Below are 22,506 nucleotides of genomic sequence, written 5' to 3' on the forward strand. Positions count from 1 at the left end.
TACCAGCATCCTCTTGAAATCTGAGCGAGGAGAGGTAGTTTTGCAGCGGATTCCGAGAAAGTATGATCCGTCACTGGTCGGTGCGGACGGTTTCATTGGATTCTTGCCCAACGCTATGCAAGCATATAAAGATAAGGGAGTACTTGCATTTGTTTCGTTTATCAGAACGAAAGGCGGGAATGGAAGTGGACAATGTAGCGCAGGTGCAGAAATATTTTTAAATTTTCTCGATGTCCGAGCAGCGGCTCCGAAGATTTTATCGAGTATTTTAATTGATAGCTGTAACCGACCGATCGAACTAATGGATCGAAATAGTTCAACAAAAACCTTAGGAAAGCTTTCAGTTGTTAACAAAAGAATCACTCTTCATTTCTTGAGTTATTGCGAAGGTGAAGGCTATCCAATTGCAACGGTTTCAGCTGATCTTAAGCAATTGGAGTTTTAGAGGAGCTAGCTGGCAATTGGTACTAAAACAAAAAAGGCGCCATGATCACTCATGACGCCTTCATTGCTGCTGCTAAATTCGTGGTAGGCCGTGCGGGATTCGAACCTGCGACCAACGGATTAAAAGTCCGCTGCTCTACCAGCTGAGCTAACGACCCGAAAGAGGCAGCATTATAGCCGGCGATTGGCGTTTGCGCTAGTGCTAAGCGAACTTCCTCAGGAGGCCGACAGCGCCGCCGTCACCTTCAGCACTTCCTCGGCCGTCGTCGCCCCTTCGATGATCTTCATCGCCCCGGCAATCCGCAGCGGTTTCATTCCGTCGGCAACGCTCTGCTGGCGCAGGCCCGCCAGGTCGGCCGCGTCGCCAATCAAACGGATGAATTCCTCGGACACCGTCAGCAGCTCGTACAAGCCGGTGCGGCCGCGGTAGCCGGTCTGGCGACATTCGGGGCAGCCGATGGGGCGGTAGACCAGCGCCGGCTTGGGCAGCTGCCAGGCGCCGCCGAGACTTTCCCAGACGTCGTCGCTCAGCTCGCCATCCGGCGCCTTGCAGTCCGGGCACAGGGTGCGCACCAGGCGCTGGGCCATCACGCCGATCAGGGTCGCTTCCAGCAGGTAGTCGGGCACGCCCAGTTCGAGCAGGCGCATCACGGCCGAGGGTGCGTCGTTGGTATGCAGGGTCGAGAGCACGAGGTGGCCGGTGAGGGCGGCCTGGATCGCCATCTCGGCCGTCGCCAGGTCGCGGATCTCGCCGACCATGATGATGTCCGGATCCTGGCGCATCAGGGCGCGCACGCCGTCGGCAAAGGACAGGTCGATGCCGGGCTGTACCTGCATCTGGTTGAACGAGGCCTCGACCATCTCGATCGGATCCTCGACCGTGCAGACGTTGACTTCGTTGGTCGCCAGCGCCTTCAGGGTCGTGTACAGCGTCGTCGTCTTGCCCGAGCCGGTCGGCCCGGTGACGAGGATAATGCCGTGCGGGCGGTTGGTGAGGGCGTCCCAGCGCTGGGCGTCGTCCGGCGGGAAGCCCAGTTCCGGCAGCGTCTTGACCACGACCTCCGGGTCGAAGATACGCATCACCAGCTTTTCGCCGAAAGCGGTCGGCATGGTCGACAGGCGCAGTTCGACTTCCTGGCCGTTGCTTGTCCTGGTCTTGATGCGGCCGTCCTGCGGGCGGCGCTTTTCGATGACGTCCATGCGGCCGAGCAGCTTGATGCGCGCCGTCATCGCCAGCATCACGGCCGCCGGCACCTGGTACACCTGGTGCAGCACGCCATCGATGCGGAAGCGAATGACGGCGATCTCACGTTTCGGCTCCAGGTGGATGTCCGACGCCCGCTGCTCGAAGGCGTAGCCCCACAGCCAATCGACGATGTTGACGATGTGCTGGTCGTTCGCATCGAACTGTTTATTTGCCTTACCCAGTTCGACCAGCTGCTCGAAGTTGTTGCGCAGGGCGACGTCCTGGGCGTTCGACTTGCTGGCGTCGCGGATCGACTTCGCCAGGCTGAAGAACTGCGAAATGTATTGCGCGATGTCGAGGGGGTTGGCCAGCACCAGTTCGATGCGGCGGCGCGACAGCTTGGCGATCTCGGCTTCCCACTCGAGCGCGAACGGATCGCTGGTCGCCACCGTCAAGGTCGTTGCGCTGATGTCGACCGGCAGGATATTGAAGCGCGCGGCATAGCTGGCCGACATCACGTCGGCCACCTTCGTGAAATCGATTTTGAGCGGGTCGATGCGGATGAAGGGGATGCCGACCTTGGCCGCGCACCATTCGGTGAGGATGTCGAGCGTGAGCAGGCGGTGCGGCGGCTGGGTCGACACCAGCTTGCACTGGGCGACGGCCGTCAAGGGGTGCATCGAGCCGGCCGCGTTTTTCAGGACGCCCTGGGCCTGGGCGAAATGCGCCTTGACCTTGTCTTTCTCGACGATGCCGTCGGCCAGGAGCCAGGAGAAAATCGCCTGCAGGTCGAGCTTGCGCGGCCGCGCGGGGCTGCGGGGGAGGGAAGCGGGTTGGACGTTGGCGTTCATGTTCCCTCGGTGTTCGAATGGTTAGCGTGCCGCCTCGATACCCTTGACCCAGGATTTCGCCGGCAGCTTGGTGGCGGCGACGATCTGGGCCGCGCGTGCGGCCAGCGCGGCGCTGTCGAGCGCGGGCCGGGTCTTGAAGCAGAGGGCGACGACGTTCCCGTCGTGGACTTCCGGCAGGCAGATCACGTGCGCGAAGGCGAATTTCATCGCCTTGATGTTCTTGTTGTAGCTCGGGTGGTCGCCGAACAGGTTGACCGTCATGATGCCTTGTTCGGTCAGGCAGTCGTTGCAGGCGGCATAGAACTCGGGCGTGTCGAGCACGGGACCGCGCGCGGTGGCGTCATATAAATCGCATTGGAGCACGTCGTAGCGGCCGTGGTTTTCGGGGTCTTCGACGAAGTCGAGCGCATCCATCTCGAGGATGTGTAGACGATCATCGCGCGGCGGCAGCTTGAACATGGTGTCGCAAATGGCGATCACCGAAGGATTGAGTTCCACGGCCGTGACCTGGGCCTCGGGAAACTGGCGGAAGCAGTATTTGGTGAGCGTGGCCGAACCGAGGCCGAGCTGGGCGATATGGCGCGGCGTCTCGATGAACAGCATCCAGGCCATCATCTGCTGCGCGTATTCGAGTTCCGGCCAGTCGGGCTTACGGATGCGCATCGCGCCCTGCACCCATTCGGTGCCGAAGTGGAGATAGCGGACGCCGTCCTGTTCGGACAGGGTCACGGGCGCGAATTTCGGCTTGCGCGCGGGACGGCGCGAGGATTCGGCTTGTTCGATGGATTTGCGTTTGATGAGCATAGGGCGACCTGAAGGAATCGTCCTATTATCACGGGAGGGGTTCCCGCAGCGCAAGCGCCACGGGAATGGGTCGGAACGGTGAAGGAGGGGGCTTCGCCGTTCCGATAGCAGACAGATCAGTACTGCGCAGGCTCGACCGTCACGCGCAGGGGAATGCGGTTGCCCGGATCGCGCTGCATGAAGGCGGTGTGGTTCTGGCCGCGGTATTCGTAGGTCACGTCGTAGCCGCTGGTGCGAGATTCGATGGCCTCGACGGTGCGGCACTGGCGCACGGCCTGTTCCTGCACGGCGACATCCTGGCGGCCATTGTTTTCCACGCGGTCGCCGACGACGGCGCCTGCGATCGCACCGGCGGCGGTTGCCGCGACGCGGCCGTTACCGCTGCCGATCTGGTTGCCGAGCAGGGCGCCGGCGATGCCGCCGACGATCGAGCCGCCGGCACCGCGCTGCTGCTGCACGGGCACCTGCTGGTAGTCGGTGCGGCATTCCTGGCGCGGCATGCGGATCTGCTCGACGCGCGGCTGTACGCGCACCACGCGGCCGAAGTCTTCGAATTCGGCGGCCTGGGCGAGCGGCAAGGCGCACAGTCCCAGGGCGGAAATCATCAGTTTGGTTTGCATGTTCATGAGGAACCTCGTCGTAGGTGCAGCGGTTAGTATGAAGTGACGTCCAATGAATTCACGTCCACCCATGTATGTTAATCCTGGCGCGGACTTTCCGGTCGATCTGCGTGGCAACAAAATGTAACAGCCGTGCATATGGAGTCGCAGGAAGGCCAGAATGCGAAAACACGCCAAACAGGCACGAATTTGCGCGAAAAGCGGCAGTTTCTTTCAAATTTTGGCCGCTGAAGCACATTCGGGTTGCTTCGGTTACTACAAAACGTTACCCTTACAGACTTAGGGTTATTGGCGCGTGGAAACGATTTAGGAGAACGGCGTTGCTGCCTGGGCATGCATGGTGAACGGCCCTGGAGTTTTTCACACACTCACCAGGTCGACTTGAGGGAAAAATGAGTATGTTGATGAGAGTGCCGTCCAATCTTGTGCAGTCCATTCGCGCTTATCGCGTGCCGGAACTGCAGGAAGAGGCGGTGCGAATGGGCCACCATTTCCTGTACGCGCATTGCGCGAACACGCTGACCAAGCAACAGGTGTGCGCCCGCATCGGCGAGAACTTCTATTTTCCTAAACCCTGCAGCAAGAACTTCGACGCCCTGCGCAACTGCCTCACCAATACCGTGTCCGAAGCCGGCCTCCAGCCCGGCTTCCTGGTGGTGCTGGAGCAGCTGCCGAACACCCAGAAATTCGACAAGGAAGCGCGCGAGACCCTGCTCGACGTGTTCCGCGACGCGGCCGAATTCTGGGCCGAGAAGAAAGTCCCGTTCCGCGTTTTTTACTCCTTCGAGTAGTGTCGAAGGGGACGCAGCCCGTGGCGCCGGCAGGCGGCAGGTGGCAGGCCTTGCGGTACAATGCGCGCCATGAAAAACATCGTCATCCTCATCTCTGGCCGCGGCAGCAACATGGAAGCGGTCGTGCGCGCCGCGCAGCTGGAAGGGTGGCCGGCCAGGATCGCGGCAGTGATCAGCAACCGGGCGGATGCGGCAGGACTCGCTTTCGCGCAAGCCCAGGGCATTCCTACCGCGGTCGTCCCTAGTAAACAGTTTGCGAGCCGCGCCGAATTCGATGCGGCCCTGCGCCAGGAAATCGACCGCTTCGCGCCCGACCTGGTCGTGCTGGCCGGTTTCATGCGGATCCTGACGGCGCCCTTCGTCGAGCATTACGCCGGGCGCATGCTGAACATCCATCCCTCGCTCCTGCCCGCCTTCCCGGGGCTGGAGACGCATCGCCAGGCGATCGAGGGCGGCGTGGCCGAGCATGGCGCGACGGTGCATTTCGTCACTGCCGAGCTCGATCATGGCCCGGTCGTGGCCCAGGCCCGCGTGCCGGTGCTGGCGGGCGACACGCCCGACACGTTGGCGGCGCGCGTGCTGGCCGAGGAACACAAGCTCTACCCCTATGCCGTGCGCCTGTTCGTCGAAGACAGGCTCAGTATTGAACAGGGCGATGTCCGAATTTCAGATTCGCACTTCGCCGACACCATCACCAGTTAACACCAGTAGTCATTCAAGGATTTTCATGAGATTGCCACCAGCAATTCTCGGCAGTACCGAAGAGGTGCTGCGCGAGATCTTGCGCTTTACGGCCCCGGCCGACGTCACCCTGTCGCGTTACTTCAAGGATCACCAGCGCCTCGGTTCGCGCGAACGCGGCGTCGTCGCCGAAGCGGTGTATGCCGTCCTGCGCAACAAGACCTTCTTCACCGATTTCGGCGGCAGCGGCGGCACGCCGTCGATGCGCCGCCTCGCCTTGATGGGCCTGGCGGAAACGGCCGGGATCGAGTCGCTCAGCGGCCTGCACGAGGACGAGACGGAGTTCCTGACTCGCATCAAGGAAATCGACCGCAGCCTGCTGCCGCCACTGGCGCAGGCGAACATGCCGCAGTGGCTGTTCGACAAGCTGGTCGCCCAATATGGCGAGCCGGAAGCAAAGGAACTGGCGGCCGTGCTGAACACGCCGGCGCCGCTCGACCTGCGCGTCAATTCGATCAAGGCCAATCGCGACGAGGTCATCGCCAAGCTGGCCGAGGCGCCGATTCTGGCCGAGCCGACCCCGTACTCGCCACTCGGCCTGCGCGTCAAGAAGAAGCCAACCTTGCAGAACCTGCCGTTGTTCAAGGACGGCGCGATCGAGGTGCAGGACGAGGGCAGCCAGGTGCTGGCCCAGATCCTGGCCGCGCGCCGCGGCGAGATGGTCGTCGACTTCTGCGCCGGCGCCGGCGGCAAGACCCTGGCCCTGGGCGCGACGATGCGCAACACCGGCCGCCTGTACGCCTTCGATGTCTCGGAAAAGCGCCTATCGAAGCTGAAGCCGCGGCTGGCGCGCAGCGGCCTGTCGAACGTGCATCCGGTGCTGATCGCGCACGAGCGCGACGCCAAGATCAAGCGCCTGGCCGGCAAGATCGACCGCGTGCTGGTCGACGCGCCGTGCTCGGGCCTGGGCACCCTGCGCCGCAATCCCGACGTCAAGTGGCGCCAGCCGGAATCGGCCGTGGCCGAGATGCAGGAAAAGCAGGCCTCGATCCTGGACGGCGCCGCGCGCCTGCTCAAGGGCGGCGGCCGCCTGGTGTACGCCACCTGCTCGCTGCTGAACGAAGAGAACGATTTCATCGTCGAGCAGTTCCTGGCCTCGCACCCGGATTTCGCCCTGGTGCCGATGAAGGACGTGCTGGCCGAGCAGAAGATCGACCTGGAGATGGATCAGTACCTGAAGCTCCTGCCGCACAAGCACGGCACCGACGGCTTCTTCGCCGCCGTGCTGGAACGCAAGCCGATGGCTGCAAAAAAAGCGAAAGAGCCGAAAGCCACCGCCGCTGACGAAGCAGACACTGACGCCACCGACGCGTAAAAAAGGAACCGCGCCCAGATGCCATTGACCGACCTGCTGCAGGATCTCCTGGAAGACATCAGCAATCCCCGCATCCTGTGGCAGGCGCTGGCCATCGTCGGTGCGGTGGTCATCGGCCTGCTGCTGGCGCGCTTCATCCGGCGCAGCTGGCTGCACGAGGACGACGGCCAGAATGCCCTGCGCCGCATCGGTGTGGAAGGCTTCGGCCGCGTGCTGGCGCCGCTGCTGATCGCCGGTCTGGTCTGGGGCGCGAAGATCGCCCTGCAAAAGCAGCAGAGCGTACACCTGTTGAACGTGGCTTTGCCGCTGTTCACGTCGATGGCGCTGATCCGCATCGTGTTCTACCTGCTGCGGCGGGGGTTCGCCCGGCACGGCCAGATCGGCACGGCGCTGCAGACCTTCGAGAAAATCCTGGCGCTCATCGTCTGGCTGGGCGTGGCCCTGTATCTGCTCGGGATGTGGCCGGACATCATCGAGTTCCTCGAGGATCGGCGCCTGCCGATCGGCAAAAAGCGCATTCCCCTGCTCGACATCCTGCAGGGTGCGGTCTCGGTCATCGTGCTGATGATGGTGGCGCTGTGGGCCGGCGCCTCGATCGAGGAGCGCCTGATGGGCCTGCAAGGGCTGCATACCTCCTCGCGCGTGGTGCTGGCGCGCATGGCACGCGCACTGCTGATCCTGGTGTCGGTGCTGGTCGGCCTGAACCTGATGGGACTCGACCTCACCGTGCTGTCGGTGTTCGGCGGCGCGCTCGGCGTCGGTCTCGGTCTGGGCATGCAGCGCATCGCCAGTAATTATGTGTCCGGTTTTATCATCCTGCTCGAACGCAGCCTGTCGATCGGCGATCCGATCACGGTCGACAAGTATTCGGGCCGGGTTGCGCGCATCAACACGCGCACCACGGTGCTGCAGGCGCTCGACGGCACGCAAACCCTGCTGCCGAACGAAATGCTGATCACCGGCGTCGTGCTGAACCAGTCCGGCACCAACAAGGCGGTGCGCCTGAGCACGCGCATCACCGTCGCCTACGACAGCAACCTCGACGAAGTGATGGAGTTGCTGGTGCGCCAGGCGGACGAGGTCGAGCGCGTCATCGCCGAGCCGGCGCCTTCGGTGCAGCTCAACGCCTTCGGCCCTACCGGCTACGAGCTGGAACTGGGCTTTTCGATCATCGATCCGGAGAAGGGCAGCGGCAGCGTGATCTCGGCCGTGAACAAGAATATTTACGCATTAGTACACTCCGGCGCGATCCGTTTGGGATTGGTGCCACAACTTCCTCCAACTTGATGCACATCTGGCATGAATGTGGCGCACATTTTGCCGAAAGACGCAATTTACGTGCGTGGTTCGTGCCGTGTGTCACGAGAAGTGCGTAAAATGCGGATAGCGGCCCGATCCCTCGTCGGGCCTTACGACCTTCTCCCAGAAAAGATGGCGTGCACCAGACAGCAATCACCTTGGAGCCTTAATGAGCTTTAGCAACATCCTGCATTCCGTCCTGGAATTCCTGAATACCGGACTCATCGGCCTTTCCGGCTGGGAGGTCGTGCTCTACACCCTGGTCGTGACCCATATCACGATCGCCAGCGTCACGATTTACCTGCACCGCCACCAGGCCCACCGCGCCCTCGAACTGCACGCGATCCCGAGCCATTTCTTCCGTTTCTGGCTGTGGCTGACCACGGCCCAGATCACCAAGGAATGGGCGGCCATCCACCGCAAACACCACGCGAAATGCGATACCGAGGAAGACCCGCACAGCCCGGTCACGCGCGGCATCAAGAAAGTGCTGCTGGAAGGCGCCGAACTGTACCGCGTCGAGAGCAAGAACAAGGAAACCCTGGCCAAGTACGGCCATGGCACGCCGGACGACTGGCTCGAGCGCAATGTGTACAGCAAGCACAGCGTGGTTGGCGTGTCGGCGCTGCTCGTCATTAACGTCGCCCTGTTCGGCGTCATCGGCATCACGATCTGGGCCGTCCAGATGATGTGGATCCCGATCACCGCGGCCGGCATCATCAACGGCCTGGGCCACTGGTGGGGTTACCGCAACTATGATTGCGCCGATGCGGCCACCAACATCTTCCCGTTCGGCATCCTGATCGGCGGCGAGGAACTGCACAACAACCACCATACCCACGCCACTTCGGCCAAGCTGTCGAGCAAGTGGTACGAGATCGACCTCGGCTGGTGCTATATCCGCGCCCTGGAAATGATGGGCCTGGCGAAAGTGAAAAAGGTTGCGCCGGAGCCGAAGTTCGCCAAGGGCAAGCAGATCGCCGACCTCGACACGCTGCAGTCGGTCATCACCAACCGCTACGACGTGATGGCGAAGTATGCCAAGTCGGTCAAGGTCGCGTTCCGCGAGGAACTGGAACACCTGAAGACCAAGGCCGAGCTGGAGAAGCGCTTCCTGAAATCCTCGCGCAAGCTGCTGCAGCGCGAGCCGGGCAAGCTGGAACTGTCGCAGAAAGAACAGCTTATCGAGCTCTTCAAGCACAGCAAGGCGCTGGAAACGATGCACCAGATGCGCGTGGAACTGGGCGCGATCTGGGAACGCTCGCATTCGACCCGCGACCAGCTGCTGCAGCAACTACAGGACTGGTGCGCACGTGCCGAAGCCTCGGGCATCAAGTCGCTGCAGGAATTCTCGCTGCGCCTGCGCAGCTACGCATAAGCGTTTCAGGTTCGCTACAAAAAAAGGCTCCCGCGGGAGCCTTTTTTCATGGTGCGGTCTGTTGTATCACACGTTCAGATGCGCTCGAGCTGGGCAAGCCGCTGGCGCGTCAGCGCTGCCTTGACCGCGACCGGGTCTGCCGGCAAGCGCGCCGCTCGCAGAAAGGGAATCCAGGCGTCGCGGTAGGCGAGCCAGGCGCGCTCGGTGGCGCGCAGATCCGCGCGGGTAACCGTGGACTGCCCGATCCGGGCTTTCCAGTTTTCCTGTCCGCGCGGCGCCGCCAGCAGCTTGCGATAGGCCGCATTCAGGCGGGCGTCGAGCCGCGCGAATTCGGATGCGCTGACCGGCGCCAGCTTGCCGCGTGTGGCGGCGAGTACCGTGTCTAGGAATTCATTGCGTCGGCTTGCGGCATGGGCGACCGCGAAACCGGCCGCGCCCGTGCCCTGCATGTCGACTTCGGACTGGGACTGGCTTGCGAAGGCATCGGCAGCCTTGCGCAACTGCACGAACGGTGCTTGCGCCGCGGCTGGCAGGGTGGTGGCGAGGCGATCGAGACGCGTGTTTCGCGCGCGCGCCGTGCGGGTCTCCTTCAAGCCTGCGCAGACCGATCCCATGCGGCCGCTGGTGACGTGGTCGCACAGGTCGAAGGGTTGGCCGTCGGGCGCGGCTGCGCCGCTGGCGAGGTGGGTCACCCGGCCTTCCATTTCCGCTTTGGCGCTGTCGAGTTTGCAGGCATGGTGCAAGGCGCGGTCGGTATCGCGCGGCACCCCATAGCCGTTCGCATGGAGCATCATCAGGACGGCGTCGTCACCCGCCGCGCGGGCACAGGCATGTACCTGGCGCCACTCGGCGGCGGAGGTCGATGCCTGTTCGCGTTTCACGTAATAGAGATCGACGGCGTCGCAGCGCTCCCCGTCCGCGCGTGCGGGAGGGTAGGCGAGGCGCTCGACGCGCATGCAGTGACGATACCAGTCCTCGGCCTTGTCGAATGCGATTCCGAAGCCTTCGGTGTTGGGATAAGCCGCAGCGGAGGGCTGTGCGGCTCCCGAACTGCCGACCCAGAGCAAGGCGGCAGCGAGGGCAGCGCGTAGAACATGGGAGCGGCGAAACATAGGAGGTATTGTCGAGGTTCGAAACCGTTCATCATACGCATCCAGGCTTGCCAGAAAATCACCGATTGTCACAAGGGCCCGATAAAACAAAAAAGCCGCGCACTTGCGTGGGCGGCTTTTCTTGTACAGCACCAGGATCGATTACTTGATCTTGGTTTCCTTGTACGCAACGTGCTTACGTGCTTTGGGGTCGAACTTGATGATTTCCATCTTCGCCGGCATCGTACGCTTGTTCTTGGTGGTGGTGTAGAAGTGACCGGTACCTGCGGTCGATTCCAGCTTGATTTTGTCGCGGCCAGTTTTTGCCATGATAGCTCCCTAATTAGACTTTTTCGCCACGAGCGCGCATGTCGGCCAGAACGGCGTCGATGCCCAGCTTGTCGATGACGCGCAGGCCGGCGTTGGACAAACGCAGCGAGACCCAGCGGTTTTCGGATTCCACGTAGATGCGACGGTTCTGCAGGTTCGGCAGGAAACGACGCTTGGTTTTGTTGTTAGCGTGGGAGACGTTGTTGCCAACCATCACACCCTTGCCGGTAACTTGGCAGACACGTGCCATAATGCACTCCTTAAGAATAAACTTCCGAATTCGGAAAAACGAGAGTATAGCGTGAAAACCATCGCGGAATCAATCACTTGCGAAAAACAATTGTGTCTTGATTCTGTGATTGAATTTAACAATTGTAAAATCGTGCTTTACACCTTGTTTTCACGCAGTTAATTGAACGCCGCCGCTAGAGCTGGCCGTGTTCGGCGAAAGAATGCACCTGTGTCCCGGCTACCACAAAATGGTCGAGGACACGCACGTCGATCAGGGCCAGCGCCTGGGTCAGCGCGCGCGTCAGCTTGATGTCGGCATCGCTGGGCTCGGCCATCCCGGACGGGTGGTTATGCGCCAGCATCACCCCCGAGGCGTTGCGACGTAGAGCCGCCAGTACGACTTCCCGCGGGTAGACGGAAGTGTGGGTGAGGGTACCGCGAAACATTTCCTGCGCATCGATCAGGCGGTTTTTCACATCCACGAAGAGGACGACGAAGGATTCGTGGGCTTGCAGCCCGAATTTGCCGCGCAAATAGGTTTTGACAACGTCGGGCGAACACAGCGCGTGGCGAAAGAATTCTTCCGAGATCGCCCGGCGCGAGAGTTCCATCACGGCCTGCAGCTGCGCATACTTGGCCAGGCCGAGACCGTGCACCTGTGAAAACTCCTGGGGCGTCGCATGCAATAAAGCCTGCAGCGAGCCGAAGTGCTCGAGCATGTGGCTGCCGAGTTCGACGGCGCTGCGTCCGCGCACGCCCACGCGCAGGAAAATCGCCAGCAATTCGGCGTTCGACAAGGCGGCCGATCCTTCGCGCGCCAGCCGTTCGCGCGGCCGGTGCTGTTCCGGCCAGTCATTAATGCCCATGGTGCTCCGCCTTCATAAAAAGAGGAGGGCCGATTATGGGCATCCGGACGGATCGGGTTCTGATCTGGCGCGCAGGTGCTGCATCCCGCGCGCAGCTGTATTCGTCCGGCCTCAGGCCGCGACCGCGCCGCTCACCTCGGCCGCGGTGCGCCGCGCATCCTTCACCCCCAGCACGATGCGCTTGAATTTTTCGTTGGCCAATTCGATCACGACCGGATGGGTGCCGCGGGCGATGAAGACGAACTGGCGGTCGCCATTCTTGTAGAAGGTGCCGGCGTACAGCAGGCCGGGTACCCCGGTTCCCGGTGCGCGCAGGCCCAATTCGCGGCCGCGGTAGCCCTCGTCGGCGGTGGCTCCGCGCACGTTCGCCAGCGGTATGCGGATGCTGCCGTGGAGCGAAAGCACGGCCTCCCACGTGCACAGGTGCACCACCAGTTCCTTTTCGGTCAGTTCGAGTAGGGGCATGGTCTTCCTTTCTCAGTCCAGGTGTTCCAGCAGGCGCGCGCCCAGCAGCCGCGCGGCGTCGGTTCCAGCTTCCTCGACCGCCCGCCGGCAGAGCGCGGCAATGGGCGGATCGTCGGGCACCAGCTCCTTGAGGGCAATAATCAGAAGGTCGATCGAGGCAGGGTTGCTCGTCCAGCCCGGCGCCAGCGCCCCGGCCAGTACCTTTTCGAACAGGTTGCGTTTCGAGCCGAAAGCCTTGTACAGGCTGCCGCGCTGCAGGCCGGTGGCGGCGAGCAGGTCGTCGATCGAGGTGGCGTCATAGCCCAGGCGCGCGAAGATCGCGGCGGCCTGGACAAGAACCTCGTCTTCGGAAAAATTCCTGGGGCGTGCCATGTGATCGTTCCCGGTGCTTGATTGACAAACCCATTCTGCCGATTATGGAATGGTCAGTCAACAATTATTGTGGAACGATCGGTAAATAACTCCGGAGGCGCCCAGCTTGCCCGATGCGCAGGCGCGACAGTCCGGCGAAAAACGGTTTCACGCAGGGCGGCTGCTGCCAAAAAAAGTGGCGCTCCGAGGCGGGAATGGGCACCAGGCATTACAATAGCGGTTTGCCTGACTTGACCAAGAACATGTCCAACGCTTCCCCTGCTGTCGTCACCGAATCGGCTTACCTGACCCTGCACTACCGCCTTGCCGGTGCGGACGGTACCGACATCGTCACCACTTTCGGCACCAACCCGGCCACGCTGATGCTGGGCCAGGGCCAGCTCGCGCCTTTCCTCGAAGAGCGCCTGCTCGGCATGGCGGAGGGTGAACACAAGACGTTCACGCTGAGCGCCGCCGAAGGTTTCGGCGAACGCAATCCGGAACTGCTGCAGTGGGTCTCGAAGCAGACGCTCGACGAGAACTCGGTGCCCGACGCCGACTACAAGGCGGGCGACCTGGTCGACTTCGCCGCGCCAGGCGGCGGCCGCTTTGCCGGCATGCTGCGCGAAATGCGCGAGGACGCCGCGCTGTTCGACTTCAACCACCCGCTGGCCGGCCAGGATCTGCAATTCGAAGTGAAACTGATTTCGGTTCTGTAACAGGAATAATTATGGAAAACGTCGCAAACGTGGAAAACGAGATTCTGCTTGCCCAGCCGCGCGGTTTTTGCGCCGGCGTCGACCGTGCCATCGAGATCGTCGAGCGCGCCTTGCAGCAGTTCGGTGCGCCGATCTACGTGCGCCACGAAATCGTCCACAACAAGTATGTGGTGGAAGACCTGCGCACCAAGGGCGCGATCTTCATCGAGAGCCTCGACGACGTCCCGGCCGGCAATACGCTGGTGTTCTCGGCCCATGGCGTCTCGAAGGCCGTGCGCCTCGAAGCCGAATCGCGCGGCTTGAAGATTTTCGACGCCACCTGCCCGCTGGTCACCAAGGTGCACGTGGAAGTGTCGAAGATGCGCAAGCAGGGCGCCGAAATCGTCATGATCGGCCACGACGGCCACCCGGAAGTCGAAGGCACGATGGGCCAGGCTGAAGAGGGCATGCACCTGGTCGAGACCGTCGAGGACGTGGCGACCCTGCAGGTGGCCAATCCGGACAATCTCGCCTATGTCTCGCAGACCACGTTGTCGGTCGACGACACCGCCGAGATCATCGCGGCATTGAAGGCACGCTTCCCGAACATCATGGAGCCGAAGAAGGGCGACATCTGCTACGCCACCACCAACCGCCAGGAAGCGGTCAAGTTCATGGCGCCGCAGGTGGAGGTGGTGATCGTCGTCGGCAGCCCGAACAGCTCGAACTCGAACCGCCTGCGCGAGCTGGCCGACAAGCTGGGCACGCCCGCCTACATGGTCGACCGCGCCGACCTGATCGACCCGCAATGGATCGCCGGCAAGCGGCGCATCGGCCTGACCGCCGGCGCCTCGGCCCCGGAGGTGCTGGTGCAGGCCGTCATAGACCGTCTGAAGCAGCTCGGCGCGGCCAGCGTGCGTGCGCTGGAAGGCGTGGAAGAGAACGTCATCTTCCCGCTGCCGAAAGGCCTGGACGGCGTCAAGGCCGAGGTGGCATAAGTTTTGCACTCCTTTCGCTAACACAGGAGCGCACTACAACTTTCCGTTGTTAGTTTTTCAAAAAGCTCGCTATGATGGCGACGCTCGGAATTTTTGTAGTGGCAACTGTTTTTGCCTGCCGCCGCACACGGCAGCGGGCGGATGAGCGGCACTTCGGGATCCCGGAGTGCCGTTTTGTTATCGATCTGAAGGGTGCGGAAACGATGGAGACTTTTGTCCAGCAGATACTCAACGGGCTGGTGCTAGGCAGCATGTATGCACTGGTCGCGCTTGGGTACACGATGGTCTACGGGGTGCTAAACCTCATCAACTTCGCCCACGGCGACGTCCTCATGATCGGGGCGATGGTCGGCCTCTCGATCCTGCAACTGCTGGAAGCCTATTTTCCCGGTCTGCCCGGTTTCGTCCAGCTGGCCGTCGCCATCCTCGGTGCGATTCCCGTGGCGATGCTGGTCAATGTCCTCATCGAACGCATCGCCTACCGCCGCCTGCGCAACGCGCCGCGCCTGGCGCCGCTGATCACCGCGATCGGCGTCTCGATCCTGCTGCAGACCTTCGTCATGGCCATGCCGTGGTGGGGCCGCAGCCCGCTGCCCTTCCCGCAACTGCTCTCGAGCGAACCGATCATGGTCGGCGGCGCCATGATTTCGCAGACCCAGGTGCTGTTACTGGTGCTCGCCGCGCTGGCCATGGTGGGGCTGGTGCTGCTGGTGGAACGCACCAAAATGGGGCGTGCGATGCGCGCCGTCGCCGAAAACCCGCGCGTGGCCGGCCTGATGGGCGTCGATTCGAACAGCGTCATCGTCGCCACCTTCGCCATCGGCGCGGCGCTCGCCGCCGTGGCCGGCGTAATGTGGGGTGCGAACTACGCCTCGATCACTTTTACCATGGGCGTGCTGCCGGGTTTGAAAGCCTTCTGCGCGGCGGTGCTGGGCGGGATCGGCAACATCTACGGCGCCATGATCGGCGGCCTGCTGCTCGGCATCATCGAGGCGCTCGGCGCCGGCTACATCGGCGACCTGACCGGGGGCTTCCTCGGCAGCCATTACCAGGACATCTTCGCCTTCGTGGTGCTGATCCTGGTGCTCACCCTGCGTCCGTCCGGCATCATGGGCGAGCGCGTGGCCGACCGCGCATAAGGAGACGTCGTGGCCTTCCTCACTTTCGACGTCCACCGCGACAAGCGCCAGGCCTTTATCACGATGGGCCTGCTGCTGGCCGCGATGCTGGCCTTCCCCTTCTTTGCCGCCCAGTACGGCAACTCCTGGGTGCGCATCATCGACATCGCGCTCCTGTACATCATGCTGGCGCTCGGGCTGAATATCGTGGTCGGCTTCGCCGGCCTGCTTGACCTTGGCTACATCGCCTTCTTCGCCGTCGGCGCCTACCTGGTCGGGCTGTTTTCCTCGCCGCAATTCGCGGCGCTGCTCGAATCGGTGGTGAATTACTCGCCGGCGATCGGGGAAGCACTGGTTGCCCTGTTCGGGCCTGAGATCCAGCAGAACGGCATCCACCTGTCCGTATGGGCCATCGTGCCGCTGGCGGGGCTGGTGGCGGCGCTGTGCGGGGCGCTGCTGGGTGCGCCGACGCTGAAGCTGCGCGGCGACTATCTCGCCATCGTCACGCTCGGCTTCGGCGAGATCATCCGCATCTTCATGAACAACCTGAACGACCCGATTAACTTCACGAACGGGCCGCAGGGCATCAACATGATCGATCCGATCCGCATCTTCGGCGTGTCCCTCGCCGGCGAAGCAGGTTCGCAATCGACGGTGTACATCGGCGGCTACGGCATGCCTTCGGTGAACGCCTATTACTTCCTGTTCCTGTTCCTGTGCATTGCCACGATCTTCGTGACCAGCCGCCTGCAGCATTCGCGCCTGGGCCGCGCCTGGGTGGCGATCCGCGAAGACGAGATCGCGGCGAAAGCCATGGGCATCAATACCCGCAACGTCAAACTGCTGGCCTTCTCGATGGGCGCGTCCTTCGGCGGCGTGGCCGGCGCGATGTTCGGCGCCTTCCAGGGTTTCGTGTCGCCGGAATCGTTCTCGCTGACCGAATCGATCGCCGTGCTGGCGATGGTGGTGCTGGGCGGGATCGGCCACATTCCCGGCGTGGTGCTGGGCGGCGTGCTGCTGGCGGCCCTGCCGGAAGTGCTGCGCCACGTGGTCGAGCCGGCGCAGATGGCGTTGTTCGGGAAAGTGATCATCGAAGCCGAGGTGCTGCGCCAGCTGCTGTACGGCCTGGCGCTGGTGGCCATCATGCTGGTGCGTCCGGCCGGCCTGTGGCCTTCGCCGAACAAGGAAGACCGCCCGAACGCGGCGCTGGCGCGCGACGACGACAAGGAGGCGGCGGCCGTCTGAGGCGCTGATCACGATGAGCGAATTTCTCCTGAATATCTCCGGCGTGAATAAACGCTTCGGCGGCCTGCAGGCGCTGACCGATGTCGCGATCCAGATCCGTCCCGGCCAGGTCTATGGCCTGATCGGCCCGAACGGCGCCGGCAAGACCACCTTCTTCAACGTCATCACTGGCCTGTACCAGCCCGACAGCGGCAAGTTCGAGCTGGCCGGCAAGCCGTATTCGCCCTCGGCGCCGCATGCGGTGGCGAAGGCGGGCATCGCGCGCACCTTCCAGAACATCCGTTTATTTGGCGAGATGACGGCGCTGGAAAACGTCATGGTCGGACGCCACGTGCGCTCGAAGCAGGGCGTGTTCGGCGCGATCTTCCGCCACAAGGCGGCGCGCGATGAGGAAGCGGCGATCCGCGCCCGCGCGCAGGAACTGCTGGATTTCGTGGGCATCGGCCAGTTCGCCAACCGCACGGCCAAGTACCTGTCTTACGGCGACCAGCGGCGCCTGGAAATCGCGCGCGCCCTGGCCACCGATCCGCAACTGCTGGCTCTGGACGAACCGGCCGCCGGCATGAACGCCACCGAAAAGCTGGCGCTGCGCGAACTGCTGGTCAAGATCAAGGCCAGCGGCAAGACCGTGCTCCTGATCGAGCACGACGTGAAACTGATGATGGGCCTGTGCGACCGGATTACCGTGCTCGAGTACGGCAAGCGCATCGCCGAAGGCGTCCCGGCCGAGATCCAGAAGGATCCGGCGGTGATCGCGGCCTACCTGGGAGGTGCTCACTGATGAGCGAACAAGTGTTGAAGATCGCGGGCCTGAAGGTCGCGTACGGCGGCATCAAGGCCGTCAAGGGCATCGACCTGGAAGTCGGCAAGGGCGAACTGGTGACCCTGATCGGCGCCAACGGCGCCGGCAAGACCACGACCCTGAAGGCCATCACCGGCACCCTGCCGGCCTGCAAGGTCGAGGGGACGATGACCTATCTCGGCAAGCCCTTGATGGGCACGCAGTCCTTCCGCCTGGTGCAGCAAAAGCTGGCCATGGTGCCGGAAGGGCGGGGCGTGTTCACCCGCATGACGATCCACGAGAACCTCCTGATGGGCGCCTACACGCGCGACGACAAGGCGGCGATCGAGCAGGACATCGAGAAATGGTTCGGTGTCTTCCCGCGGTTGAAAGAGCGTTCGGGCCAGCTGGCCGGCACCCTGTCCGGCGGCGAGCAGCAGATGCTGGCGATGGCGCGCGCCCTGATGAGCCACCCGACCCTGCTGCTGCTCGACGAGCCGTCGATGGGTCTGGCGCCGATCATGGTGGAGAAGATTTTCGAGGTGATTCGCGACGTGTCGAAGCAGGGGATCACGATCCTGCTGGTCGAGCAGAACGCGAAGCTGGCGCTGCAGGCCGCGCACCGGGGGTATGTGATGGATTCCGGACTAATCACCATGACCGGGGATGCGCAGGCAATGCTCGACGATCCGCGGGTGCAGGCGGCGTATCTGGGGGAGTGATTGACATGCGGCGTGGTCATGCATGGCGTGATCCGAGGGCATGCCCGCCCTACCTTACGCGACGGCTCACTACTGACGGTTGTGCACCGTAGGGCGGGCATGCCCGCGTACACGCGCCGAATTGCGGCGCCCCCGTTCTCGGACGGATCATGTAAAAAGGCCGCCTGATCACTCAGGCGGCCTTTTTTGTTACCCGCACAAGACGGGCAATTTTAATTTAAGCAGCAGCGGCGGCAGCGTTGGCAGCGGCAGCCGGCGCCTTGGCGGCAGCCTGCGAGAACTGCGACACGGCGGCGTTCACGTTGCTTTCGATGGCTTCGACGGCCTGCTTGGTGGTCTTGCTGAACTGCTCGTAGCCGGCGTTGGCATTGCTGATCGCGGTCTTGACGGCGGCGACAAAAGTCTCCGAACCGGCTGGTGCGTTCTTGCTCACTTCGTCGACCAGGGCGATGACCTTGCGGTTGGCTTCGACGATCTGGCCTTCGGCGGCTTTCGAGAACTCGGCGCCGGTACCGGTGGCGATGGCGGCCAGCTGGCGGTTGTAGGCGACGGCTTTTTCAGCGGCTGGCTGGGCCTGGGCGGCGCTCAGCTGGAAGAACTCTTGCGGATCCTTGGCCGACAGCAGCTGGCGCGCGGTGGTCGAGTTGTCGGCCAGGGTAGCGCGGGCGGTATTGATGTTCAGCTCGACCAGCTTTTCCATGCCTTCGAAGGTCTTCGCGGTCAGCGACGAGAACAGGGCGAACTGGGATTCGAAATTGGCTTTGGTAGCATTCGAGAACTGCTCTGGGATTGCAAACATGTGTATCTCCAAACAAACGTTATAGGAAGGTATGCTGCTACAAACCGGTGCTGGTTCGAATGGTGCACCGCAACAGAGCGAAGTTTTGCCCATTTCGGCGGACGCGTCAAGCGATTTTGGTGCATCGCACCACGCCGGAAATGATTGTTGTGTTCTTGCATCGGAAGAAATACTTCTCAACAACTTGTAGCGTCAGTCTGCCAAGGTTTTCACCCGGATCGGGTGGCCGGAAGAGAATGTCTACCCATGTTAGACTTGCAACTGCGCTACTCGCCGTCCGCCGGTTCGCGCCCGACCTTTGCGCCCGACCCTTGTGCCCGATCTTTGCGCCCGACTTCCACGACCATGGCCGACACCACCGCACTCCCAGGCGCATCCGCTTCGCAGCACCGCTGGCTGGTGCCGTCCTTTTTCGTTGTCCTCTGGAGCACCGGCTTCATCGTCGCCAAGTTCGGCCTGCCGTATGCGCCGCCGCTGACCTTCCTGCTGCTGCGCTGCCTGCTGGTGCTGGTCGTGCTGTTGCCCATCGTCCTGCTGTTTCGCGCGCCCTGGCCGCATGGCCGCATCAAGCATGTGGCGGTGGCGGGGCTGCTGCTGCAGGCCGGCTATCTGGGCGGCGTCTGGTGCGCCATCAAGATCGGCATGCCGGCCGGACTGTCGGCGTTGATTGTCGGCATGCAGCCGATCCTCACCGCGGTGGCCGCGCCCCTGATCGGCGAGCGTGTGCGTCCGCGCCAGTGGATCGGCCTGGTGCTGGGCCTGGGCGGGGTAGCGCTGGTCGTGGCGGCGAAGATCAATCTGGCAGGCCTGTCGACGCGCTCCATTCTGTACTGCCTGTTCGCGCTGCTCTCGATCACGGCCGGCACCATGTACCAGCGCCGCTACTGCCCGAGTTTCGATCTGCGCACGGGCACCGTGATCCAGTTCGCCGCGACTGTCGCCGCGCTGCTGCCCTGCGCAATTCTTTTTGAACAGTTGGATCCGGCATTGTCTAAAGTAACGTGGAACGCCAACTTCGTGGCCGCGCTGCTGTGGTCGGTGTTCGCGCTGTCGATCGGCGCGATCTTTTTACTGTTCAAGCTTATCCGGCGCAGCAACGCCACCGAAGTGACCAGCCTGTTGTACCTGACTCCGCCGACCACCGCCATCATGGCCTGGCTGCTGTTCGGCGAGTCGCTCAGCCCGCTCGGGCTGCTGGGCATGGCGGTGGCCGTGACCGGCGTCGCTTTCGTCGTCAAGAAACAGGAGACTGCATGACCCCGCACCAGCAAGCACCCAGCCCGCAGAACGCGGTCGATGCCGCCATCACTTCGCGCCGCTCGATCCGCGCCTTCCTCGACAAGCCGGTCGAGCGCAGCGATATCGAACGCATCCTCGAAGTGGCGGCGCGCGCGCCCTCGGGCACGAATACCCAGCCCTGGAAAGTGTACGTGCTGACCGGGCAGGCGCGGGTCGCCCTGTCGGACGCCATCCTGGCCGTCCACCTCGACCCCGAACAGTCGCGCCAGCACACCGAGGAATACGCCTACTATCCGCGCGAATGGGTCTCGCCTTTCATCGACCGCCGCCGCAAGGTCGGCTGGGATTTATATGGCCTGCTCGGCCTGTCGCGCGAAGACAAGGCCGGCATGGCGGCCCAGCATGCGCGCAATTTCCGCTTCTTCGATGCGCCCGTCGGGCTGATCTTCACCATCGACCGCGTGATGGAGCAGGGCTCCTGGCTCGATTACGGCATGTTCCTGCAAAACATCATGGTCGCCGCGCGCGGCCGTGGCCTCGATACCTGCCCGCAGGCCGCCTTTACCCAGTACCACCGGGTCATTGCCGAACAACTCCAGCTGCCGCCGAACGAGACGGTGGTGTGCGGCATGGCGCTGGGCTGGGCCGATCCGGGCAAGATCGAGAACACGCTGGTGACGGAACGCGAACCGCTGTCGGCCTTTGTCCGTTTCCTTGAGTGATTGTTAACTCTGCTGTTGCGTGCGTTACACAATGTGAAAAGATCGGGCCACACCTCAGCATGCACGGTGCATGATTCCGTTGTTGTGCGGCAAAATAGGCATGGCAATGTTAAATTCGCTTGCAGATGAGTTGTAGGCGCATACACTTCAGAGCATGCCTGACCGATTCGCGTAAAAGGAAGTAGAAATAATGAAGCTCCTGTTGTCTGTCCTGGTTTCCCTTTTCCTGGTCGCCGAGCCCGTGTCGGCCGCCGGCGCGGGAGCCGGCGCGCAGGCTTCGTCGAGCAAACAGAAGCGCCAGGCGGTCAAGAAGAAGCCGGTGCGCAAGGCCGCTTCCAAGGCCACCCGCAGCAAGCGCAAGCAGGTGGCCGACGCCCCGGTCGCCGACGGCCGCCAGCGCCTGGTGCGCCGCGTCGTGAAAGTCAACGGCAAGCGCCGCGTGGTCTACCAGAGCATCCGCCGCGCCGCGCCCGCCGTGCTGGCCATTCCCGCGGCCCGTACCGCCGGCGACCTGGCCGGCCTGAACCAGACGCGCGATCCGCTCTCGCTGCGTTCCAGCGTCGCCCTCGTGCTCGACCAGAACAGTTCGGAAGTGCTGTTCGAAAAGAATGCGAACGTTCCGCTGCCGATCGCCTCGATCACCAAGCTGATGACCGGCCTGGTCGTGGTCGAAGCGGCGCAGAACCTGAACGAAACCCTCACCATCACCAACGACGACGTCGACCGCCACAAGTACAGCAGCTCGCGCCTGCCGGTCGGCGCGCGCATGACCCGCAATAACCTGCTGCACATCGCCCTGATGAGCTCGGAAAACCGCGCCGCCTCTGCACTCGGCCGCAACTATCCGGGCGGCATCAACGCCTTTGTGGCGGCGATGAATGCCAAGGCGCGCGAGCTGGGCATGAACGATACCCGCTATGTCGATTCCAGCGGCCTGTCGAGCCAGAACGTGTCGAGCGCGCGCGACCTGGCCAAGCTGGTCGCCTACGCCCACCAGAAGCCGCTGCTGCGCCAGTACTCGACCGATCCGAACTGGGTAGTGGAAGCCAGCGGCCGTCCGATGCGCTACAACAATACGAACTATCTGGTGGCGCTGCCCGACTGGAACATCGGCTTGCAGAAAACCGGTTTTATTAACGAAGCGGGGCGCTGCCTGGTGATGCAGGCGATGATCCAGGGCCGCAACGTGATCATGGTCTTCCTCGATTCGAAAGGGAAGATGTCGCGTACCGCCGACGCCGGACGCATGCGCCGTTGGCTGGAAGCGCTTACGCCGGACAGCATCACCGTGCCGACCGTCAGCCCGCTTGGAGCCGGCGAAGCAACGCATACCTCGTTTTCGACGGTGACCGCGGGCGCGGTGCTGCAGAAACGATAAAAAAAGGCGCCCGCGGCGCCTTTTCTTTTACCTGCGCAACGGC

Annotated in this window: 25 protein-coding genes and 1 tRNA gene; 15 read left to right on the forward strand and 11 right to left on the reverse strand. The window is 62.9% G+C overall.

The genetic code is table 11. The annotated features are described in order from the left end of the window. Positions 1 to 40 precede the first annotated feature (40 nt). The gene (locus tag ASF77_RS24405) at positions 41 to 445 is read left to right on the forward strand and encodes a hypothetical protein (protein WP_156648919.1); all 405 of its coding nucleotides are present in this window, start codon (positions 41 to 43) and stop codon (positions 443 to 445) included. Positions 446 to 526: 81 nt separating this feature from the next. Here ASF77_RS24405 and ASF77_RS16915 read toward each other — a convergent pair. The 4 genes from ASF77_RS16915 to ASF77_RS16930 all read right to left on the reverse strand — a co-directional run bounded on the left by ASF77_RS16915 (position 527) and on the right by ASF77_RS16930 (position 3,911). Continuing rightward, positions 527 to 602, reverse strand: a tRNA-Lys gene (locus ASF77_RS16915). Positions 603 to 660: 58 nt separating this feature from the next. Next, positions 661 to 2,481, reverse strand: a complete 1,821-nt coding sequence (locus ASF77_RS16920) for a GspE/PulE family protein (protein WP_056341764.1) — start codon at positions 2,479 to 2,481, stop codon at positions 661 to 663. A gap of 21 nt (positions 2,482 to 2,502) precedes the next feature. Then, positions 2,503 to 3,285 carry a spermidine synthase gene (locus tag ASF77_RS16925; RefSeq protein WP_056341767.1) on the reverse strand — a complete coding sequence of 261 codons (783 nt, stop codon included), beginning with the start codon at positions 3,283 to 3,285 and terminating at the stop codon, positions 2,503 to 2,505. A gap of 116 nt (positions 3,286 to 3,401) precedes the next feature. After that, positions 3,402 to 3,911, reverse strand: coding sequence for a glycine zipper 2TM domain-containing protein (locus tag ASF77_RS16930; RefSeq protein WP_056341770.1), 510 nt, complete (start codon positions 3,909 to 3,911; stop codon positions 3,402 to 3,404). Positions 3,912 to 4,297: 386 nt separating this feature from the next. On the opposite strand from ASF77_RS16930, the gene ASF77_RS16935 reads away from it, so the two are divergent. From ASF77_RS16935 to ASF77_RS16955, 5 genes are all read left to right on the forward strand, one after another. Then, positions 4,298 to 4,696, forward strand: coding sequence for a barstar family protein (locus ASF77_RS16935; protein ID WP_056341773.1), 399 nt, complete (start codon positions 4,298 to 4,300; stop codon positions 4,694 to 4,696). Between the two features lie 69 nt (positions 4,697 to 4,765). Further along, positions 4,766 to 5,398 carry a phosphoribosylglycinamide formyltransferase gene (gene purN / locus ASF77_RS16940; protein ID WP_056342295.1) on the forward strand — a complete coding sequence of 211 codons (633 nt, stop codon included), beginning with the start codon at positions 4,766 to 4,768 and terminating at the stop codon, positions 5,396 to 5,398. A 25-nt stretch (positions 5,399 to 5,423) separates the two neighbouring features. Continuing rightward, the gene (locus tag ASF77_RS16945; protein ID WP_056341777.1) at positions 5,424 to 6,752 is read left to right on the forward strand and encodes an RsmB/NOP family class I SAM-dependent RNA methyltransferase; all 1,329 of its coding nucleotides are present in this window, start codon (positions 5,424 to 5,426) and stop codon (positions 6,750 to 6,752) included. Positions 6,753 to 6,770: 18 nt separating this feature from the next. Continuing rightward, positions 6,771 to 8,039, forward strand: coding sequence for a mechanosensitive ion channel family protein (locus ASF77_RS16950; RefSeq protein ID WP_056341780.1), 1,269 nt, complete (start codon positions 6,771 to 6,773; stop codon positions 8,037 to 8,039). Positions 8,040 to 8,220: 181 nt separating this feature from the next. After that, complete coding sequence (locus ASF77_RS16955; protein WP_056341783.1) at positions 8,221 to 9,429, forward strand: fatty acid desaturase; 1,209 nt, start codon at positions 8,221 to 8,223, stop codon at positions 9,427 to 9,429. 74 nt (positions 9,430 to 9,503) lie between these two features. Here the strand turns inward: ASF77_RS16955 and ASF77_RS16960 are convergent, their stop codons facing one another. The 6 genes from ASF77_RS16960 to ASF77_RS16985 all read right to left on the reverse strand — a co-directional run bounded on the left by ASF77_RS16960 (position 9,504) and on the right by ASF77_RS16985 (position 12,784). Then, positions 9,504 to 10,541, reverse strand: coding sequence for a lysozyme inhibitor LprI family protein (locus ASF77_RS16960; RefSeq protein ID WP_082493845.1), 1,038 nt, complete (start codon positions 10,539 to 10,541; stop codon positions 9,504 to 9,506). A gap of 141 nt (positions 10,542 to 10,682) precedes the next feature. Next, complete coding sequence (gene rpmG, locus ASF77_RS16965) at positions 10,683 to 10,850, reverse strand: 50S ribosomal protein L33 (RefSeq protein WP_056157216.1); 168 nt, start codon at positions 10,848 to 10,850, stop codon at positions 10,683 to 10,685. A gap of 13 nt (positions 10,851 to 10,863) precedes the next feature. Beyond that, entirely contained in the window at positions 10,864 to 11,100 is a 237-nt protein-coding gene (gene rpmB, locus ASF77_RS16970) for a 50S ribosomal protein L28 (protein ID WP_005665737.1), read from the reverse strand. A 175-nt stretch (positions 11,101 to 11,275) separates the two neighbouring features. Further along, entirely contained in the window at positions 11,276 to 11,947 is a 672-nt protein-coding gene (gene radC / locus ASF77_RS16975) for a DNA repair protein RadC (RefSeq protein ID WP_056341791.1), read from the reverse strand. A gap of 111 nt (positions 11,948 to 12,058) precedes the next feature. Continuing rightward, positions 12,059 to 12,412 (reverse strand): hypothetical protein, encoded by a 354-nt coding sequence (locus tag ASF77_RS16980; RefSeq protein ID WP_056341795.1) that lies wholly within the window; start codon positions 12,410 to 12,412, stop codon positions 12,059 to 12,061. Positions 12,413 to 12,424: 12 nt separating this feature from the next. Beyond that, the gene (locus ASF77_RS16985) at positions 12,425 to 12,784 is read right to left on the reverse strand and encodes a TetR/AcrR family transcriptional regulator (RefSeq protein WP_056341796.1); all 360 of its coding nucleotides are present in this window, start codon (positions 12,782 to 12,784) and stop codon (positions 12,425 to 12,427) included. 242 nt (positions 12,785 to 13,026) lie between these two features. Between ASF77_RS16985 and ASF77_RS16990 the strand changes: the two genes are divergently transcribed. The 6 genes from ASF77_RS16990 to ASF77_RS17015 all read left to right on the forward strand — a co-directional run bounded on the left by ASF77_RS16990 (position 13,027) and on the right by ASF77_RS17015 (position 18,325). Continuing rightward, complete coding sequence (locus ASF77_RS16990; protein WP_056342297.1) at positions 13,027 to 13,482, forward strand: peptidylprolyl isomerase; 456 nt, start codon at positions 13,027 to 13,029, stop codon at positions 13,480 to 13,482. Positions 13,483 to 13,493: 11 nt separating this feature from the next. Beyond that, the gene (gene ispH, locus ASF77_RS16995; protein ID WP_056341799.1) at positions 13,494 to 14,459 is read left to right on the forward strand and encodes a 4-hydroxy-3-methylbut-2-enyl diphosphate reductase; all 966 of its coding nucleotides are present in this window, start codon (positions 13,494 to 13,496) and stop codon (positions 14,457 to 14,459) included. Between the two features lie 203 nt (positions 14,460 to 14,662). Beyond that, positions 14,663 to 15,598, forward strand: a complete 936-nt coding sequence (locus ASF77_RS17000) for a branched-chain amino acid ABC transporter permease (RefSeq protein WP_056341801.1) — start codon at positions 14,663 to 14,665, stop codon at positions 15,596 to 15,598. 9 nt (positions 15,599 to 15,607) lie between these two features. Beyond that, complete coding sequence (locus tag ASF77_RS17005; protein ID WP_056341804.1) at positions 15,608 to 16,822, forward strand: ABC transporter ATP-binding protein; 1,215 nt, start codon at positions 15,608 to 15,610, stop codon at positions 16,820 to 16,822. A 13-nt stretch (positions 16,823 to 16,835) separates the two neighbouring features. Continuing rightward, positions 16,836 to 17,603: an ABC transporter ATP-binding protein gene (locus tag ASF77_RS17010; protein WP_056341807.1), complete on the forward strand. Its 768-nt coding sequence runs from the start codon at positions 16,836 to 16,838 to the stop codon at positions 17,601 to 17,603. Further along, a complete protein-coding gene (locus ASF77_RS17015; protein WP_056341811.1) occupies positions 17,603 to 18,325 on the forward strand; it encodes an ABC transporter ATP-binding protein in 723 nt (240 codons plus the stop codon). The genes ASF77_RS17010 and ASF77_RS17015 overlap by 1 nt, the downstream gene beginning before the upstream one ends. A 217-nt stretch (positions 18,326 to 18,542) precedes the next feature. Here ASF77_RS17015 and phaP read toward each other — a convergent pair whose 3' ends face one another. Continuing rightward, the gene (phaP, locus tag ASF77_RS17020) at positions 18,543 to 19,124 is read right to left on the reverse strand and encodes a TIGR01841 family phasin (RefSeq protein ID WP_056341814.1); all 582 of its coding nucleotides are present in this window, start codon (positions 19,122 to 19,124) and stop codon (positions 18,543 to 18,545) included. 345 nt (positions 19,125 to 19,469) lie between these two features. On the opposite strand from phaP, the gene ASF77_RS17025 reads away from it, so the two are divergent. The 3 genes from ASF77_RS17025 (at position 19,470) to ASF77_RS17035 (ending at position 22,463) form a co-directional block, all read left to right on the forward strand. Next, positions 19,470 to 20,381 (forward strand): DMT family transporter, encoded by a 912-nt coding sequence (locus ASF77_RS17025; protein ID WP_056341817.1) that lies wholly within the window; start codon positions 19,470 to 19,472, stop codon positions 20,379 to 20,381. Next, complete coding sequence (locus ASF77_RS17030; protein WP_056341820.1) at positions 20,378 to 21,085, forward strand: nitroreductase; 708 nt, start codon at positions 20,378 to 20,380, stop codon at positions 21,083 to 21,085. The genes ASF77_RS17025 and ASF77_RS17030 overlap by 4 nt, the downstream gene beginning before the upstream one ends. Positions 21,086 to 21,272: 187 nt before the next feature. After that, positions 21,273 to 22,463, forward strand: coding sequence for a serine hydrolase (locus ASF77_RS17035; RefSeq protein WP_373961919.1), 1,191 nt, complete (start codon positions 21,273 to 21,275; stop codon positions 22,461 to 22,463). Positions 22,464 to 22,506 lie beyond the last annotated feature (43 nt).

Origin of the sequence: Massilia sp. Leaf139, assembly GCF_001424165.1 — a bacterium.
In the GTDB taxonomy this organism is placed as follows: domain Bacteria; phylum Pseudomonadota; class Gammaproteobacteria; order Burkholderiales; family Burkholderiaceae_D; genus Telluria.

What these genes read in the sequence shown, in the direction of transcription:
- ASF77_RS16955 (WP_056341783.1), top strand. Translation starts at nt 8,221, where the DNA reads ATGAGCTTTAGCAACATCCTGCATTCCGTCCTGGAATTCCTGAATACC.
- ASF77_RS17000 (WP_056341801.1), top strand. Translation starts at nt 14,663, where the DNA reads ATGGAGACTTTTGTCCAGCAGATACTCAACGGGCTGGTGCTAGGCAGC.
- ASF77_RS16930 (WP_056341770.1), bottom strand. Translation starts at nt 3,911, where the DNA reads ATGAACATGCAAACCAAACTGATGATTTCCGCCCTGGGACTGTGCGCC.
- ASF77_RS17030 (WP_056341820.1), top strand. Translation starts at nt 20,378, where the DNA reads ATGACCCCGCACCAGCAAGCACCCAGCCCGCAGAACGCGGTCGATGCC.
- rpmG (WP_056157216.1), bottom strand. Translation starts at nt 10,850, where the DNA reads ATGGCAAAAACTGGCCGCGACAAAATCAAGCTGGAATCGACCGCAGGT.
- ASF77_RS16920 (WP_056341764.1), bottom strand. Translation starts at nt 2,481, where the DNA reads ATGAACGCCAACGTCCAACCCGCTTCCCTCCCCCGCAGCCCCGCGCGG.
- rpmB (WP_005665737.1), bottom strand. Translation starts at nt 11,100, where the DNA reads ATGGCACGTGTCTGCCAAGTTACCGGCAAGGGTGTGATGGTTGGCAAC.
- ASF77_RS16990 (WP_056342297.1), top strand. Translation starts at nt 13,027, where the DNA reads ATGTCCAACGCTTCCCCTGCTGTCGTCACCGAATCGGCTTACCTGACC.
- ASF77_RS16985 (WP_056341796.1), bottom strand. Translation starts at nt 12,784, where the DNA reads ATGGCACGCCCCAGGAATTTTTCCGAAGACGAGGTTCTTGTCCAGGCC.
- ASF77_RS17015 (WP_056341811.1), top strand. Translation starts at nt 17,603, where the DNA reads ATGAGCGAACAAGTGTTGAAGATCGCGGGCCTGAAGGTCGCGTACGGC.
- ASF77_RS16960 (WP_082493845.1), bottom strand. Translation starts at nt 10,541, where the DNA reads ATGTTTCGCCGCTCCCATGTTCTACGCGCTGCCCTCGCTGCCGCCTTG.
- ASF77_RS16945 (WP_056341777.1), top strand. Translation starts at nt 5,424, where the DNA reads ATGAGATTGCCACCAGCAATTCTCGGCAGTACCGAAGAGGTGCTGCGC.
- phaP (WP_056341814.1), bottom strand. Translation starts at nt 19,124, where the DNA reads ATGTTTGCAATCCCAGAGCAGTTCTCGAATGCTACCAAAGCCAATTTC.
- radC (WP_056341791.1), bottom strand. Translation starts at nt 11,947, where the DNA reads ATGGGCATTAATGACTGGCCGGAACAGCACCGGCCGCGCGAACGGCTG.
- purN (WP_056342295.1), top strand. Translation starts at nt 4,766, where the DNA reads ATGAAAAACATCGTCATCCTCATCTCTGGCCGCGGCAGCAACATGGAA.
- ASF77_RS17010 (WP_056341807.1), top strand. Translation starts at nt 16,836, where the DNA reads ATGAGCGAATTTCTCCTGAATATCTCCGGCGTGAATAAACGCTTCGGC.
- ASF77_RS16980 (WP_056341795.1), bottom strand. Translation starts at nt 12,412, where the DNA reads ATGCCCCTACTCGAACTGACCGAAAAGGAACTGGTGGTGCACCTGTGC.
- ASF77_RS17025 (WP_056341817.1), top strand. Translation starts at nt 19,470, where the DNA reads ATGGCCGACACCACCGCACTCCCAGGCGCATCCGCTTCGCAGCACCGC.
- ASF77_RS16925 (WP_056341767.1), bottom strand. Translation starts at nt 3,285, where the DNA reads ATGCTCATCAAACGCAAATCCATCGAACAAGCCGAATCCTCGCGCCGT.
- ispH (WP_056341799.1), top strand. Translation starts at nt 13,494, where the DNA reads ATGGAAAACGTCGCAAACGTGGAAAACGAGATTCTGCTTGCCCAGCCG.
- ASF77_RS16950 (WP_056341780.1), top strand. Translation starts at nt 6,771, where the DNA reads ATGCCATTGACCGACCTGCTGCAGGATCTCCTGGAAGACATCAGCAAT.
- ASF77_RS16935 (WP_056341773.1), top strand. Translation starts at nt 4,298, where the DNA reads ATGAGTATGTTGATGAGAGTGCCGTCCAATCTTGTGCAGTCCATTCGC.